11 protein-coding genes are annotated in these 13,844 nt (G+C 71.5%); 3 read left to right on the forward strand and 8 right to left on the reverse strand.

Annotated elements, in window-relative coordinates; translation table 11 throughout:
- Window positions 1-74: 74 nt before the first annotated feature.
- Entirely contained in the window at window positions 75-494 is a 420-nt protein-coding gene (locus HZS54_RS18130) for a hypothetical protein (protein WP_179918480.1), read from the forward strand.
- Window positions 495-515: 21 nt separating this feature from the next.
- Here the strand turns inward: HZS54_RS18130 and HZS54_RS18135 are convergent, their stop codons facing one another.
- The 6 genes from HZS54_RS18135 to HZS54_RS18160 are packed head-to-tail and all read right to left on the reverse strand — an operon-like array spanning window position 516 to window position 8,365.
- On the reverse strand, window positions 516-1,382 hold the full coding sequence (locus HZS54_RS18135; RefSeq protein ID WP_179918481.1) for a DUF58 domain-containing protein: 867 nt from the start codon (window positions 1,380-1,382) through the stop codon (window positions 516-518).
- Between the two features lie 22 nt (window positions 1,383-1,404).
- Window positions 1,405-2,355 carry an AAA family ATPase gene (locus HZS54_RS18140; RefSeq protein WP_179918482.1) on the reverse strand — a complete coding sequence of 317 codons (951 nt, stop codon included), beginning with the start codon at window positions 2,353-2,355 and terminating at the stop codon, window positions 1,405-1,407.
- Window positions 2,356-2,374: 19 nt separating this feature from the next.
- On the reverse strand, window positions 2,375-3,376 hold the full coding sequence (locus HZS54_RS18145; protein ID WP_246391689.1) for a DUF7502 family protein: 1,002 nt from the start codon (window positions 3,374-3,376) through the stop codon (window positions 2,375-2,377).
- Window positions 3,373-4,185: a chromosome partitioning protein gene (locus HZS54_RS18150; RefSeq protein ID WP_179918483.1), complete on the reverse strand. Its 813-nt coding sequence runs from the start codon at window positions 4,183-4,185 to the stop codon at window positions 3,373-3,375. The genes HZS54_RS18145 and HZS54_RS18150 overlap by 4 nt, the downstream gene beginning before the upstream one ends.
- Window positions 4,182-6,572 carry a VWA domain-containing protein gene (locus tag HZS54_RS18155; RefSeq protein ID WP_179918484.1) on the reverse strand — a complete coding sequence of 797 codons (2,391 nt, stop codon included), beginning with the start codon at window positions 6,570-6,572 and terminating at the stop codon, window positions 4,182-4,184. The genes HZS54_RS18150 and HZS54_RS18155 overlap by 4 nt, the downstream gene beginning before the upstream one ends.
- On the reverse strand, window positions 6,572-8,365 hold the full coding sequence (locus tag HZS54_RS18160; protein ID WP_179918485.1) for a DUF7408 domain-containing protein: 1,794 nt from the start codon (window positions 8,363-8,365) through the stop codon (window positions 6,572-6,574). Before HZS54_RS18160 ends, HZS54_RS18155 begins: the two co-directional genes overlap by 1 nt.
- 160 nt (window positions 8,366-8,525) lie before the next feature.
- On the opposite strand from HZS54_RS18160, the gene HZS54_RS18165 reads away from it, so the two are divergent.
- Entirely contained in the window at window positions 8,526-8,822 is a 297-nt protein-coding gene (locus HZS54_RS18165; RefSeq protein ID WP_179918486.1) for a HalOD1 output domain-containing protein, read from the forward strand.
- 3 nt (window positions 8,823-8,825) lie between these two features.
- On the forward strand, window positions 8,826-8,990 hold the full coding sequence (locus HZS54_RS18170; protein WP_179918487.1) for a DUF7576 family protein: 165 nt from the start codon (window positions 8,826-8,828) through the stop codon (window positions 8,988-8,990).
- A 49-nt stretch (window positions 8,991-9,039) separates the two neighbouring features.
- Here the strand turns inward: HZS54_RS18170 and HZS54_RS18175 are convergent, their stop codons facing one another.
- Window positions 9,040-12,471 (reverse strand): MEDS domain-containing protein, encoded by a 3,432-nt coding sequence (locus HZS54_RS18175; protein WP_179918488.1) that lies wholly within the window; start codon window positions 12,469-12,471, stop codon window positions 9,040-9,042.
- A 309-nt stretch (window positions 12,472-12,780) separates the two neighbouring features.
- Window positions 12,781-13,839, reverse strand: a complete 1,059-nt coding sequence (locus tag HZS54_RS18180; RefSeq protein WP_179918489.1) for an alcohol dehydrogenase catalytic domain-containing protein — start codon at window positions 13,837-13,839, stop codon at window positions 12,781-12,783.
- Window positions 13,840-13,844 lie beyond the last annotated feature (5 nt).

Genomic DNA, 13,844 nt, shown 5'->3' on the forward strand with positions numbered 1-13,844 from the left:
GTTCGAGCGGTGGCCGCGCCCGCCGGCCGGTCCCGGTCGTGAGAACGGTCCGCGGCGAACCGGGGGCGTGACCCGTGACGGCGTTCGGTCTGCCGATCGGTCCCGACAGCGAGAGGGCGTGGTTCGTCGGGCTGGCGGTGATCCTGTTCGTCAGCGCTCTGGTCGGGCTCGTCGTGTTCCCGAACGTGGAGGTCGCCGAGCGCGAGGCGTCGATCAACGTGTCCGGTCTGGACGAGTCGGGGTCGGCCCAAGCGACCGTCGAGCGGGTCGACGGCGGCGAGTCCGAGACGGTCGCGGAGACGACCATCGAGGGGCCCGAGGCGACGCTGTACATGGCGACGGAGGCGGGGCTGTTCTACGTCAGCGTCGAGACGGCCGACGGATCGTGTCACAGACGGGTCGAACTCGGTGAGCGGGGCCAGACGGGCATGGGTGCCGAGTGGATCGGCGACCGCGCCCCGGAGTGTCCCGCCACGCTCTCCGTCGAGACGTGACACGGGCCGCTCACCGGGAACTCACCCCAACCAAACACTCGCGAACGAATCGAAGTACTCGTCGCCGGTATCCACGAGCACGTGGTCGCCACCGAGCGCGGTCACTCGCTGGCTCACCTCGTCGACGTGGGCGTCCAACCGCGACCGATACGTGTCCGCCAGCGACTGGCTGAAGTACGAGCGCCGGGTCGTCTCGCTCTCCGGATCCGCGAACAGAGCATCCCCCACTACGTCGGGGTCGCGCTCGTCGGGGGCCATCACCCGCACGAGCAACACGTCGACCTCGTTGCGCGCCAGCGCCGACACGCCCGATTCGATCCGCTCGGGTTCGTCCAGACAGTCGGTCAGGACGACGACGAGCGACCGCGAGCGGATCCGGTCGGCGTAGGCCTCGAGCACCGTCTCGAAGTCGGCCTCGCCCTCGGGATGGAGGTCGTTGATCTGGTCGATCAAGCCCAGGACTTCACCACGGTTCGAGCGCCCCGTGTCCAGCCGCTCGGAGCGCTCACCCATCGTCGAGAAGCGGAAGTCGTTGTGCTCCTCGGCGGTGAGATAGCAAAAGCCCAGGCCGATCTTCGCGGCGTACTCGAACTTGTGGCTCGCCCCCTCGCCGTAGTCCATCGACGCGGAGGCGTCCACCAGGACGTGGACGGTGAGGTTGCGCTCCTCCTCGAACTGTTTGATGTAGTACTCCTCCGTGCGCGCGAACAGTTTCCAGTCGACGAGGCGGGTGTCGTCGCCGGGGGAGTATCGCCGGTAGTCGCTGAAGGTGAGCCCCTCGCCGACGCGGGGGGACTGCTGTTCGCCCTGGCGGACGGCGGCGGTCTCCCGGTCCAGCGCCGCGTCGAAGCGGTCGAGTTCGTCGAGGAAGTCGGGGTCGATTGTCATCGGGAAGGTGCTCCGGCGGCGCTCATTCGAGCAGGTCGGCGATCACGTCGTCTGGGGTCTGGCCGTCCCGTTCGGCGCGGAAGTCGAGGATGATGCGGTGACGGAGGACGGGCGCCGCGAGCGCCTCGATGTCCTCCTCGGAGACGTGGTTCCGGCCGCGGAGGAAGGCTCTGGCCTTCGAAGCGACGACGAGGGCCATGCTCGCCCGCGGGCTGGCGCCGAACTCCACCGCCTCGGCCTCGCGGGTCCGCCGGACGAGTTCGATGGCGCGGTCGCGCAGGTCCTCGGCGATGGGGACTTCGCGGACGAGTTCCTGGGCCTCGCGGATCTCCTCGCGAGTGAGCGACTGCTCGACGGGGACCTGTCGGGTGCGGCTGGTGTACAGGTCGACGATGTCCCGCTCCTCGTCGGCCTCGGGGTAGTCGACCAGGAGCTTGAACATGAAGCGGTCGGTCTGGGCCTCCGGGAGGGCGTAGGTGCCGCCCTGGTCGATGGGGTTCTGCGTCGCGAGGACGAAAAACGGATCGGGCAGCTCGTAGGTCTCGCCGCCGGCGGTGACCTGTCGCTCCTGCATCGCCTCCAGCAGCGCGGCCTGGGTCTTGGGCGTCGCCCGGTTGATCTCGTCGGCGAGCACGACGTTCGCGAAGATCGGTCCCTTCTCGAAGACGAACTCGCGGCCGTCGTCGGTCTCGCGGATGATCTCGGTGCCGGTGATGTCCGAGGGCATGAGATCGGGGGTGTTCTGGACCCGCGAGAAGGCCAGATCGGTCACCTCGGCGACGGTGCGGACCATCGTCGTCTTGCCGAGGCCGGGGTTCGATTCGAGCAGCGCGTTGCCGTCGGCGAGGATGCACACGAAGAGCCCTTCGAGCACCTCCTGCTGGCCGACGATGCGCTCGCCGACCTCCTCGCGGGCCGTCGCGAGTTTCGCCTGCAGTGCGTCCACGTCGTCCGTGTCGGGTTCGTCTTGCATGAATTCGGAGGGTCAGTCGTTAACTGGCGTTGTCGTCACCGCTGTCGTCGTCTCCGCCGTCGCCGTCGGTCGCGTCGTCGCCGGCCGTGTCACCGCCGCGGATCCGCTGGTTGTACTCGCGGACGAGGTCGGCGTCCTCGACCTGTTCGGGGGCGGCGAACTCCGCCTGCTGGCTGTCGACGCCGCCGGAACTCCCGCCGGCGGCGCCGCTCGACTCGGGGTCGGGGAACGTGCGGTCGTCCTCGACGTCGCGGCCGCCGCCGGAGGACTCGATCTCGGCGGTCTGGTTGTCGTCGCCCGCGGAGACCTCCTCGCGGTCGCCGAGGACGCGGTCGCCGTCGAGCAGCCCGGTGTAGTTGTTCGGTTCGTCCGCCGACCCGTCAGTCGTCGGCTGGGGCCGGTCGAACAGCGCCGGGTCGACGACGGCCACCTGGACCGTCGCGAGGCTCAGGGCGGCGATCACGACCGCCACCGCGCCGAGCCGACCGACGTTCAGCAGGCCCACGGCCGAGCTCTCGCGCAGGTCGGCCAGCACCTCGTCGTAGAGCCGCCGGGCCATCCGCGAGTCGGCGTCCGCCTCGACGGCGTCTCGTGCCGTCCGCAGTTTCTCGGCGACCGACGGGTTGACCGCCTCGAACTGCTCGACGAGCGGTTCGCGCAGTCGCAGCCAGACCGCGACCGCCAGCGCGAGCGCGCCGACCGCGGCGGCCACCGTCGCCGAGCCCGGGACGGCGACCGCCCCGAGGTCGCGGCCGAGCGCCGACCCGACGGGGTCGGTCACGCCCGCCGGGACGCGGAGTCGGTCCGGGAGCCGCGACGGGTCCAGCGTCGCGAGCACGAGATTGACGCCGAGGAAGACGGCCGCGGCTTCGACGACCGCGGCCGTGACGGCCGCTTTCCACGCCTCTCGGCGGATCTGGCGGATCGATCTGTCCATCCGCTCGCGGGAGTCGTCCGGGACCGTCTCACTGCCCGGACCCGTCCCCTCCGGGTCCGTCTCGTCGGCCGGTTCCTCGGTCATCGGTACCCCTCACAGGCCGTCTCGTTCCGGTTCGCGGAGTTCGAACAGAGGTCGCGCAGGTCGGTCCGGAGGTCGTCGATCGTCTCGTTTTTCGCGTTGAGCAGGACCTCGCGCGAGCGGACCTGTTCCTCCAGGTTCGCCACGTCCTCCTCCAGGTTCGCGATGGTCTCCTCGTCGCGTTCGACCTCGGACCGGAGGCTGCTCACGTTCGATTCGAGCGCGTCGATACGGTCGTCGCGCTCGTCAAGCGCAACCTCCAGTTCGTCGACCTCGCTCTGGAGTTGCTCGGCGCGGTCTTCGGCGTCCGAGAGGTCCGCTTCCAGGGTGTCGACCCGACCACGGAGGTCGGAGACGGTCGACTCCAGTTCGTCGCGGCGCTCTCGGAGGTCCGAGACCTGCGTCTGTAGCTCGTCGCGGCGGTCTTCGAGGGTCGCCACTTCGTCCTCCAGCCGGGAGATGTTCTCGTTGGCGTCCGCAAGCCGATCGCGCGTCTGCGCGAGCTGGGCCTCGGTCGTGTTGAGCTGGCTCTCGGTCTGGTTGAGCGCCCCGGCGACCTGGTCGACGTCTTCGGTCCGGGTGTTCAGCTGCGCCCGCGTCTCGTTGAGCCGCTGGCGCGTCGCCCGCAGCTCGGTGCGGGTCTCGTTGAGCCGCGTGGTCAGCTGGGCTTTCTCGGTGCGGAGGGCGTCGTTCTGTGACCGGAGTTGCTGGGCCGAGTCCTGGTAGAGGACGGTCGCGCCCGCCGCGCCGGCGGCGGTGAGGACGACGAGGGCGACCAGGCCCAGACTGATCGGTCGGCCGATTGCGCTCACGGGAGACCACTCGTGAGTGAGGTGCGGCCGCGGTACACTTGAACGCGCCGGACGATCACTTCCGTTGAGAACACGACCAGCGCACCGAGCAGCGCCGCCCATCCCCAGGTGTCGCGCACCGACCGGACGCGCGTCGACTGCTCGCGGGCCAGCTCCGCGATCCGGGCGCCCTCGTCGGGGCCGAACTCCCGGCCGCCGGTCACGTCGACCAGCCGTTCGAGGTCGGGATCGACCCCCAGGCGGGCGTACTCGACCGGGTAGTTGGCCGCGTAGGTCGCGTCGAGCAGTTCGTGATACCCGGCCTCGCGGGGGGTGAACTCCCCGCGGAAGGTCCCCTCGGCGACCTGCCGGAAGGTGACGTTCGCGAGGGTCGGGCGCTCGTCGCCGCGGTAGGTGAGCGTCGCCGGGCTCCCCGCGCGGGCGTCGCTCACGTCGGTCACGCCGGTCTGGCCCCGCGCGGGGTCGCCGATAGCGTAGTTGACCGACTTCGTGACGACCAGCGAGTCCGGCCGGTCGAGCAGGCCGTCGAGGCCGCCGGAGTCGCCGTAGGCGGTCAGCGAGACGACGCGGCCGAGCCCGAAGCGCCACGAGGCGATCGCGGGCGTCCCCTCGCCGGTCGCGACCTGGTAGTCCGCGCCCGCTTTGACCGACACGTCGTTGGCCTGGGAGGGACTGGCCGTCAGCGTCACCCCGGAGGTGATGAACGTGTTCTGCCTGACGATCGTCAGGTTCTGGCCGCGGAACTGCCGGGAACTCCCGCCGAAGAGGAGGCGCAGGCGGCTCGTCTCGTTCGCGGCGAAGTACGAACCGCCCGACTCCCGGGCGATCCGCCGGAGGGTGTCCTCGTCGACCCGGTCGCCGGCGCCGACGGTGATGACGCGGACGCCCTCTCGACCCAGCTGACTGGCGACCGCCGCGGGCCGCTCCACGTCGTCGGCGCCGTCCGAGAGGAGGATGACCGTCCCGGGGTTGTCCCCGAGCATGTCCGCCGCGCCCAGCAGGCCGACGGCGATGTCGGTGCCGCCGCGGGTGGTCTGGAGCCGGCGGATCCGCTCGCTGATCGCCTCGCGGGCGTCCTCGAGCGGCTGGCGGTCGGCGATCCGGAAGGCCTCGCCGCCGAACGCGACGACGCCGACCTGGTTGCGGTCGCCCAGCTGGTCCAGCACGTCCAGGGCGATCCCCTTCTGCGTCGAGAGTCCCTCCTCGGCGCTGCCGGAGATGTCGACGAGCATCACGATGTTCGTCCGGCCGCCGGTCGCGTTACCCATCCTGACCGGGAGCATCGACGCGATGGGCGACTCGCCGTACCCGCCCTGCTGGTAGGCGTTCTCGCCGCCGACCGACACGAGCCCGCCGCCGTCGATGACGTGCTCCTGCAGGGCGCTGACGTTGCCCAGCTGGCCGGCGGGCGTGTCCTGCACGACGACCGCCGCGTAGTCGTCGAGGTCGCCGGGCACCGACGAGGCGTTGGTCACGTTGTACAGCGACCCGAGGTAGCCCCGCAGCGGGTACTCCCCCTGCGCGACGTACAGCAGCCGCGGCTTCTCGACGACCCGCACGTCGTGATAGAAGACGTCGTTGCGCTGGTACACGTCCTCCCCGTCGACCCTGGCGGTCACGCGGTGGTCGCCGACCGACTCGAAGGTGTGGTTGACCGCCAGCGACTCCCCGGCGGCTAGCTGGCCCGTTCGGACCTCCTCGCCGTCGATCTCGACGCTGACCGGGACCGAATCGTCGGCCTCGACGCCCGTCAGGGAGACGACGAACTCCGTCGGGAGGCCGACGCTCGCGGTCGACGGGCCGGCGACCGAGACCGCTCGTTCGGTCCGCTCGGGCGAGAGCTCGACGGCGCTGACGGTCGCGTTCAGGCGGTTGGCGTCCTCGGCGGCGGCCGCGAGGCTGCGCCCGGCGGTCACCTGCCCGTCCGAGGCGACGACGACGGTGCCGTTCTCCCGCAGGTTCGCGGCGATGCCGTCGCCGAGGCGCGACTCGTCGCCGCTACCGACGGTCGCGGTCGTCACCGGGACGCCCGCCGACTCGATCCCGTCGACCAGATCGCCGGTCGCGTTCGGGAACGCCCCCATGCTCGCCGACTCGTCGGTCAGCAGCGTGACCCGGGGCTCGCCGGGCGTCTCCCGCGTCTGGACGGTGTAGGGACCCATCGCGCCGACGACCAGCAGCGTGACGACCAGCAGCCGGCTGGCGAACAGCAGTCGTCGACTCCGGGCCGAGGCCGACCGGGACCCCGACTCGCCGCGGAAGATCAGGTACGCGAGCAGCGCGACGGCGACCGGGAGCGCCGCCAGCGGCCAGAGGTGTTCGACGCCGACGGTCAGTCCGTCCAGCGAGTACGAGACCGCGAGCGGCAGTGAAACGGGTCCGCTCATCACAGCTCACCCCGCCGGCGCAGGTAGCCGATCTCGAGGACGGCCACGAGCAGCGCTCCGAGGGCGACGAACTCGGTCACTCGCTGGGGGACCGTCCGGGTCTCCGACCGCGTGACGTTGCCGACCGGTCCCGACCGCTCGCCCAGGTCCGCGGCGCCGACGGCCGACTCCCGCTCGGAGAGCAGCGCCGCGCTCTCGGCGGTCCCGCCGGCGGTGTACACGCCGGCCTCCCGGACGGTGGCCGTCGGCCCCCGTAGCCGCCCGGACGGTCCCTCGACCCGGTCGGCGCCGAACTGGACGGTGTCGCCCGTCTCGTGGTTCAGCGCCGAGAGGGGCTCCCGGCCGGCCAGGTCGAAGACGGCGCGCTTCCAGAAGACGGGGTACTGGTAGTTGTACTTGAAACTCGACCGCTCCTCGATGTAGCCGTAGTACAGCAGCCGGCCCCCGTCGCGACTATCGGTCGCGAGCAGCGGCGTCCCGTCGCGTAACTCGACGAGCGTCTCGCCCGACCGCAGCGACCCGGTCAGGTACTCGTCGGGCGCCTGGAAGTCGATGCCTTCGGTCAGGTCGGTCTCGGTCGTCCGCCGGACGGTGGGCGCCGAGGCCGTCCCGGAGGGCTCGATCAGGAGGAGGTCGCTCAGCCGGTCGGGCATCTCCTCCTGGGCCTGGACGGCGACCCCGCCGCCGGCGGCGAGGGTGTCCCGACCCGCCTGGACGTTCCCGGGCAGCAGCGAGTCGGCGTCGACGTTGCTGTAGAGTATCACGTCGTAGTCGTCCTCGACAGTCGTGGGCGGGTTATCCACCGTCAGGTCGACCTGGTCGACCAGCGAGAGCGCGGTCGTCAGGTAGCGGTTGCGGTCGTTGGTCAACACGAGGGTGTCGACCGTCGGATCCTCGGGGGCGACCACGGGCACGGCGTCGTCGGTGGCGAAGTCGTCGCCGGGCGAGAGCCGCGCCTCGCTCGCGCCCGCGGGGACCGGGAACGTCACCGTCGCCACGTCGCCGCCCGCGAGTTCGACCTCCCGCTGGCTGTCGCCCAGCGAGACGGTGCGCGTGACCGACTCCTCGCCGAAGTTCCGCACCGAGAACGTCACCTCGGAGCCGCCGAACCGGCGGTCGACGAAGCCGACGTTGCCCGCGCCGCCCCCGGCGAACTGCCGGAGGCTGACGCTCACGTCCCGGGCGCGCAGCCCCCGGACGGCGTCGGCCCACTCCGAGCCCTGAAAGTCGCTCAGGACGACCACGCGCACGTCCTCCTCGGCGAGCGCCCGCGCCTGCGCGACGGCGCCCCGCAGGTCGCCGGGGGCGTCCGTCGCTTCGAGGCCGCCGAGCGCGTCGCGGGCGGCGCTGGGCGGCCCGCGCCGGACGAGGACCCGGCCGCCGCCGCTGGTCGTCACGACGGAGGTCCGGGTCGTCACCTCCTCGTCGGCCGCCGCGAGCGCGCGGTCGAGCCGCGTCTCGCCGCCGTCGGTCGTCGCCATGCTCGCGCTCGTGTCGACGACCAGCACCGTCTCCTCGACGACGGCCCGCTCCTGAACGGGGACGTACGGCGCGGCGAGCGACCCCGCCAGGAGCAGTATCGCGAGGATCTGGATCAGGAGCAGGAGGCTCCGGGAGATCCGTTCGAACAGGGGCGTGGTCGCTCGCTGGCGCTGTTCGTCGGCGACGAATCGGAACGTGGGCAGTTCGACGCGCTCGGGCTCCGGACGGATGAGATAGAGGAGGACGACGGGAACCGCGAGGAGGGCGGCGGCGAGGCCGAGCGGTGCGAGGAACACGTCGGAGAGGGCCATTCGTGTTGCGGGGACGACTGGTACCTACATTGGTCTTGTGGCGTCGACCCGCGGACGCGGCGGCGATCCGGCGCCGTCTAGACTGATAGCCGCCGGTTCGCGGCGACGCTTCACACTGAGGTACAACGGCTATGGCCGAACGGTGCCTTGACCGTAGTAGATGATGCAGTCATCCATCGGAACCGAGCTTACGTATCGGATCGACGACGACCAGTCCGCCAGCGAGGCCGTCCTCGACGCGGTCGCGGAACGGGCGGGCGTGGACGTGCTCGACCTCTCGACGCCGCTGTACGACGCCGTCGACCCGGAGGCGCTCGACACCTTCTACCGGACCAGCGGGGACGAGGGGACACCGACGCGGGTCTCGTTCGCCTACTGCGGGTACGACGTGACGGTGTCCGGCGACGGGACGGTCGTCCTCGACGAGGCGACCGACGGCGACGTACGGCTCGGGTGAGCCGTGGGATCGCAGGCCGACCGGGGCGGCTTCGAGACGTGCGCCCACTGCGGCGCGCGCCTGTCGGGCTCGGAGTGGTACCCCGCGCGGACCCACGTCGAGGACGGGTCGTTCGCGGTCGCCTCGTTCTGCGGTGAGGTGTGTCTCCGGGACTGGCGCGAAGGGTGATTCGCCCCTTCGGCGGGGCGATTCCGTGGTTCCCGGAACGAGACGCGGTTCAGTTTTCCGGCGCGCCGGATTCGAAGAGCTGTCGACAGAGCTTGCGGTGGGCGGCGCGGACGTGCGTGTTGAACGTGGGTTGGGAGATGCCGAGCGACTCGGCGACCTCGCTTCCGGTCCGGTCCCGCGGCGTGTCGAAGTAGCCGCCGAAGTACGCCGTCTGTAGCACCTCCAGCTGCCGGTCGGTGAGTTCCTCCGTCAGCGTCGCACGCAGTTCGGTGGGCGACTGGCGCGGTCGCTCGCGGCTCCGCTGGGCGACCAGTTCCGTGTCGGCGTACGCGTCGCCGAACGCTTCGACGAACTCCCGGACGTCGGCGTCGGCGCCGAGCTCGACGACGAGGGTCGCGACGCCCCCGGAGACGGTGAGCGCGCGCGGCCGCCCGCCGTGGCGTCGCACCGTCTCGCAGAGGCTCCGCTCGCCCAGCGTCGCCTCGAAGAGACACACCGGTTCGTCGCCGTCCTCGTACTCGGAGACGAGCGTCGGCTCGCTCGTCTCCAGGTCGACCGCGGTCGCGCGGAGTTCCTCGGCGGGGACCCCCCGCGTCGACGCGTACACCCTCGGTCGCCCCTCCGGGGTCGGAACGATCCCCTCCAGGGTGAGGTCACAGCCCGTCTCGGACGCGATCTCGACGACGCCCAGGTCGTCGTCGCCGACCGCGAACTCCAGTTCGGTCACCTCGTCGCTGACCAGCGACCGCTTGCTCTCGGTGGCGTTGATCGCGTAGGCGATGGTGTCGGCGAGCTCGGCCAGCACCGACCGCTCCAGATCGTCGAACACGCCGGGCTGGTTGGCGTAGACGTTGAGCACGCCGTAGAGGGCGTCCTCGTAGACGAGCGGCAGGGCGATCGACGCGTGGTAGCCCCGCGTCAGCGCCGCCTGGCGCCACGGCTCGAAGTCGGGGTCCTCGACGATGTTGTCGACGACCTGGGGCTCGCGCGTCCGGACGGCCCGCCCCGCGGGGCCGCGACCGGTCGTCCGTTCGTCGGCCGTGACCGTCGTCGCGTCGAGGTAGCCCTTCTCGGCGCCGGCCCACTCGCGGGGCGTGACCTCGTCCGTGACCGAGTCGTGGTCGCCGACCCACGCCAGCTCGTAGGGGCCCACGTCGGCGAGCTGCTCGCAGACCACCGTCTCGATCTCCCCGCGGGTCGACGCGCCCACGAGCGACTGTCCGATCGAGCGGATGGTGTCGTTGATGCGGTTGAGCCGTTCGAGCGAGTCGTTCTGCTCCTCGAGGGCCCGCTCGCGCTCGGCGAGGAGCCGCTCGCGGTCGGCGCGGCCGCAGGCCGTCTCGACCGTCGCGGCCGTCGTCTCGACGAACTCCAGTTCGGTCTCGGAGAACCCGCCCGGCGCCTCCGTCGCGGTGACGAACACGCCGTGGGAGCCCAGCGGCACCGCGGCTATCTCGGTCACGGCGTCGCCCGCTCCCGACACGTCAACGTCCTCGACGAGGCGCGTCTCGCCCGTCGTGAACGCCTCCCAGAGCGGCCCCGACGGCGTCTCGCTCAGCGCGGCCGTCGGGAGCTCGTCGACCGCTCGCTCGGTCCGCGCGGCGGGTTCCAGACGACCTTCGTCCCTGTCGTACCGGACGACCGCCGTCAGCGGCAGTTCGAGCGTCTCGGCGGCGTGCTCGGCGGTCGTTCCGGCGATCGCCGCCTCGGTCTCGGCGTCCATCAGGTCGCGGCTCATCTCGTTGAGCGCGGCCAGCTGGGCCTGGCGCTGCTCGCGCTCCAGCTCGTAGCTGACCCACTGGGCGGTCAGCTCCAGGAAGGTCCGCTCGGCCCCGGAGAACGGCCGGTCGCGCGCCTCCCGGGCCGCGAAACACAGCGTCCCGTAGCGGTCGCCGCCGACGGTCACCGTCGTCCCGATGTAGCTGTCGAGCCCGTAGGTCTCGTAGGCGGGTTTCCCCTCCCAGCCCGCCGCGGGGGCGTCGGCGACGGCGACGAGCCCGTCGTCCTCGACGACGTGGCGGCAGTACGTCTCCGGGAGGTCCGCGGTCACCTCCGGCTGGATCAGCTCGTGGGACCCGACCGCGTCAACGAGCTCGAAGCGGTCGCCGGTCACCCGGGAGAGGAACCCGATGTCGAGGTCGAACCGCGCGCGGCCGAGTTCGAGCAGCCGCCGGAGCTTCCCCTCGAACGGCACGTCGCTGTCGGCGGTGACCTCGTACAGCTCCCGCTGGAACGCCTCGCGCTGGCGGCGGCCGAGCTCGTACTCGATCCACTGGCCCATGAGCCGCTGGAAGGTCAGCTCCTCGTCGGAGAACGGCCGGTCGCGCGGCGCCTCCGAGAGGAAGAAGAACGTCCGGTCGTCGCCGCCGTCGACCGCGACGTGGGTGCCCAGATACGCCTCGACGCCGAGCTCGCGGCGGGCGACCGAGTCGCCGAACCCGACCGTCTCGGGGTCGTCGATGCCGACGACGCCGCGCTCGTCGGCCGTCGCCGCGCAGTAGGTCTCCGACAGCGGCAGCTCCAGCCCCGGCCGGAACCGGTCGTGGTCCCCGCTGACGTGTTCGATCTCCAGGGTGTCGGTCTCGGCGTCGATCCGCGCCATCGCGCCGAAGTCGAGGCCGAACCGCTCGCACCCCAGATCGAACAGCCGCCGGAGCTTCCGCTCGAACGACTGGTCCGACCGCGAGATGATCTCGTGTTGCTCCCGCATGACGGCGGTCTGGTCGCGCAGCGACGCCTTCGCTCGCGCTCGCTCGCGCAGCGTCCCGAGCATCCGGTCGAGTTCGTTCTCCGGTCGCTCGGGGCCGCAGAACTCCTCGGGCGGCGTGTAGTAGACGTTGTGACAGACCGTCGTGTCGGAGATGAGGTGGGGGTGGGCGCGGACGATCTCGATGAGTTCCTCGGCCGGGAACCGCTCGCGGTCGTACTGACAGAGCGCGATCGCGTCGGCGTCGTCGAACAGGTCGTTTATCCGGCTCTCGTACTCCATGAACGCCTCGATCGGGACGCTCTCCTCGACGAGCCAGTCCGTCTCGGCGACCACCCGGAGCGCCTCGAACTCCGCCGTGGCGGCCTCGATCTCGGCGCCGTAGATCTCCATCATCGACTCGGGATCGAACGAGCCGTCCCGGAGGTAGGTGTTCCCGACGCTCTCGAAGACGAGCGCGCCCGATTCGACCGCGCCGTCGACGTCGATGCCGCGCTCGCGGAGCAGGTCCGCCACGGTCGACAGCGAGGCCTCGTCGCCGACGTACATGCACTTCTCGCCGCGTTCGAGCCCCTGGCGGAGGAACGGAACCGCCGCGGCGAACTGCTCGTCGCGGCCCTCGTAGACGAGCGCGAAGTGGTCGTTGGCGTGCTCGTGGCCGTCGAGCGGCTCGATAGGGCCGCGGAACTCCGCGCTCTCCCGGAGCGCCTCGGTGCCGTTGTCCAGTCCCAGCACCCGGCTCCGGTCCTCGCCGGTGCGTCGCTCCGTACTCATCCGTCGTGACTCACCCCGTCCGGCCGCGCGCGTCCACCCGGGTCGCCCTCGGTCCGTTCCCGTTCGGAGAGTAGTTGCCGTGTCATGATAGTGCGAAGGGCCGCGAGGCGATCCCCGCGGTCGTCGTCGTGGGTAGGAGCGGGCTAACCCGTATAAGCGAAGCGATTATTCGCTGACAATACGTCCCGGCTCGACGCCGGAAACGCGCCCGTCGCTCGTCGGCTACGCGCCGATACGGACCGGATAGTTGCCGGTGTCGTGCGCCGAGCGGTGTCGTCGAACGGTCGCGCGGCTGTCGGCCGCCGCGGCTCAGAACTCGGTGACGACCTCGACGCCGACCGTGTCGAACTCGCTCATCGCCGCCAGCCGGTCGGGCACCGCGTCGAGCGCGACGCGGTCGGTCACCAGGGCCCCGGGGTCGACCCGCCCGGCGGCGACCATCGCGAAGATGTCGTCGTACCGGCGCGGCGCCATTCCCCGCGAGCCCGCGACCGTCAGGTCGTCCTGCACCACGCGGTCGACCGGGAGGGCGACCTCGCCGCGGTCGTCGTCGCCGGTCAGCCCGACCTGGACGTGCGTCCCGCCGCTCGAAAGCGAGTCGACCGCCGTCCGGAACGTCTCCGTCGACCCCAGCGCGTCCATCGACACGTCCGCGCCGCCGAATCGGTCGCGGACGCGCGACGCTGGGTCGTCGACCTCGCTCGCGTCGATCGTCGCCGCGGCGCCGATATCGGCGGCCAGCTCCAGCGGCGCCTCGCGCACGTCGACGGCGACGGGTGTGGCCCCGAGCGCGGCGGCGATCTGGACGGCCGAGAGGCCGACGCCCCCGCAGCCGACGACGACGACCACGTCGCCCCCGCCGGCGTCGGCGGTCGCGTCCAGCGCCTCGAAGGCGGTGACGAACCGACAGCCCATGCTCGCGGCCGCGACCGCAGAGACGCCCTCCGGGAGGTGAACGGCGTTCACGTCCGCGGCGGGCACGTGGAACCGCTCGGCGAACGCGCCCGGTGCCGCCGGGCCGAACCCCAGCGCGGTCGCGCCCTCGCAGTAGTTCTGTCGCCCCGCGCGACAGGCCGGGCAGGTGCCGTCGGCGAGGCTGAACGGAACGACCACGCGGTCGCCGACCGCGACCGTCTCCACGTCAGCGCCGACCTCGCGGACGGTCCCCACGGGCTCGTGCCCGAGGACCTGCCCCGTCGGGACGCGGTCGTCGACCCAGTCGCCGTGGCCCTGCCAGGCGTGCCAGTCGCTCCGGCAGATCCCGCAGGCCTCCGTCTCGACGACGACGCCGTCCGGGTCGGCCGTCGGCTCGGGCACGTCGCGGAGTTCGAGCGGTTCGCCGTGCTCGGCGAGGACGACTGCGCGCATACTCG

It is taken from the genome of Halosimplex pelagicum (assembly GCF_013415905.1).
Taxonomy (GTDB): domain Archaea; phylum Halobacteriota; class Halobacteria; order Halobacteriales; family Haloarculaceae; genus Halosimplex; species Halosimplex pelagicum.

Coding starts and splice junctions, on each gene's coding strand:
- HZS54_RS18135 (WP_179918481.1), bottom strand. CDS start 1,382: ATGACAATCGACCCCGACTTCCTCGACGAACTCGACCGCTTCGACGCG.
- HZS54_RS18175 (WP_179918488.1), bottom strand. CDS start 12,471: ATGAGTACGGAGCGACGCACCGGCGAGGACCGGAGCCGGGTGCTGGGA.
- HZS54_RS18140 (WP_179918482.1), bottom strand. CDS start 2,355: ATGCAAGACGAACCCGACACGGACGACGTGGACGCACTGCAGGCGAAA.
- HZS54_RS18155 (WP_179918484.1), bottom strand. CDS start 6,572: ATGAGCGGACCCGTTTCACTGCCGCTCGCGGTCTCGTACTCGCTGGAC.
- HZS54_RS18180 (WP_179918489.1), bottom strand. CDS start 13,839: ATGCGCGCAGTCGTCCTCGCCGAGCACGGCGAACCGCTCGAACTCCGC.
- HZS54_RS18145 (WP_246391689.1), bottom strand. CDS start 3,376: ATGACCGAGGAACCGGCCGACGAGACGGACCCGGAGGGGACGGGTCCG.
- HZS54_RS18165 (WP_179918486.1), top strand. CDS start 8,526: ATGATGCAGTCATCCATCGGAACCGAGCTTACGTATCGGATCGACGAC.
- HZS54_RS18160 (WP_179918485.1), bottom strand. CDS start 8,365: ATGGCCCTCTCCGACGTGTTCCTCGCACCGCTCGGCCTCGCCGCCGCC.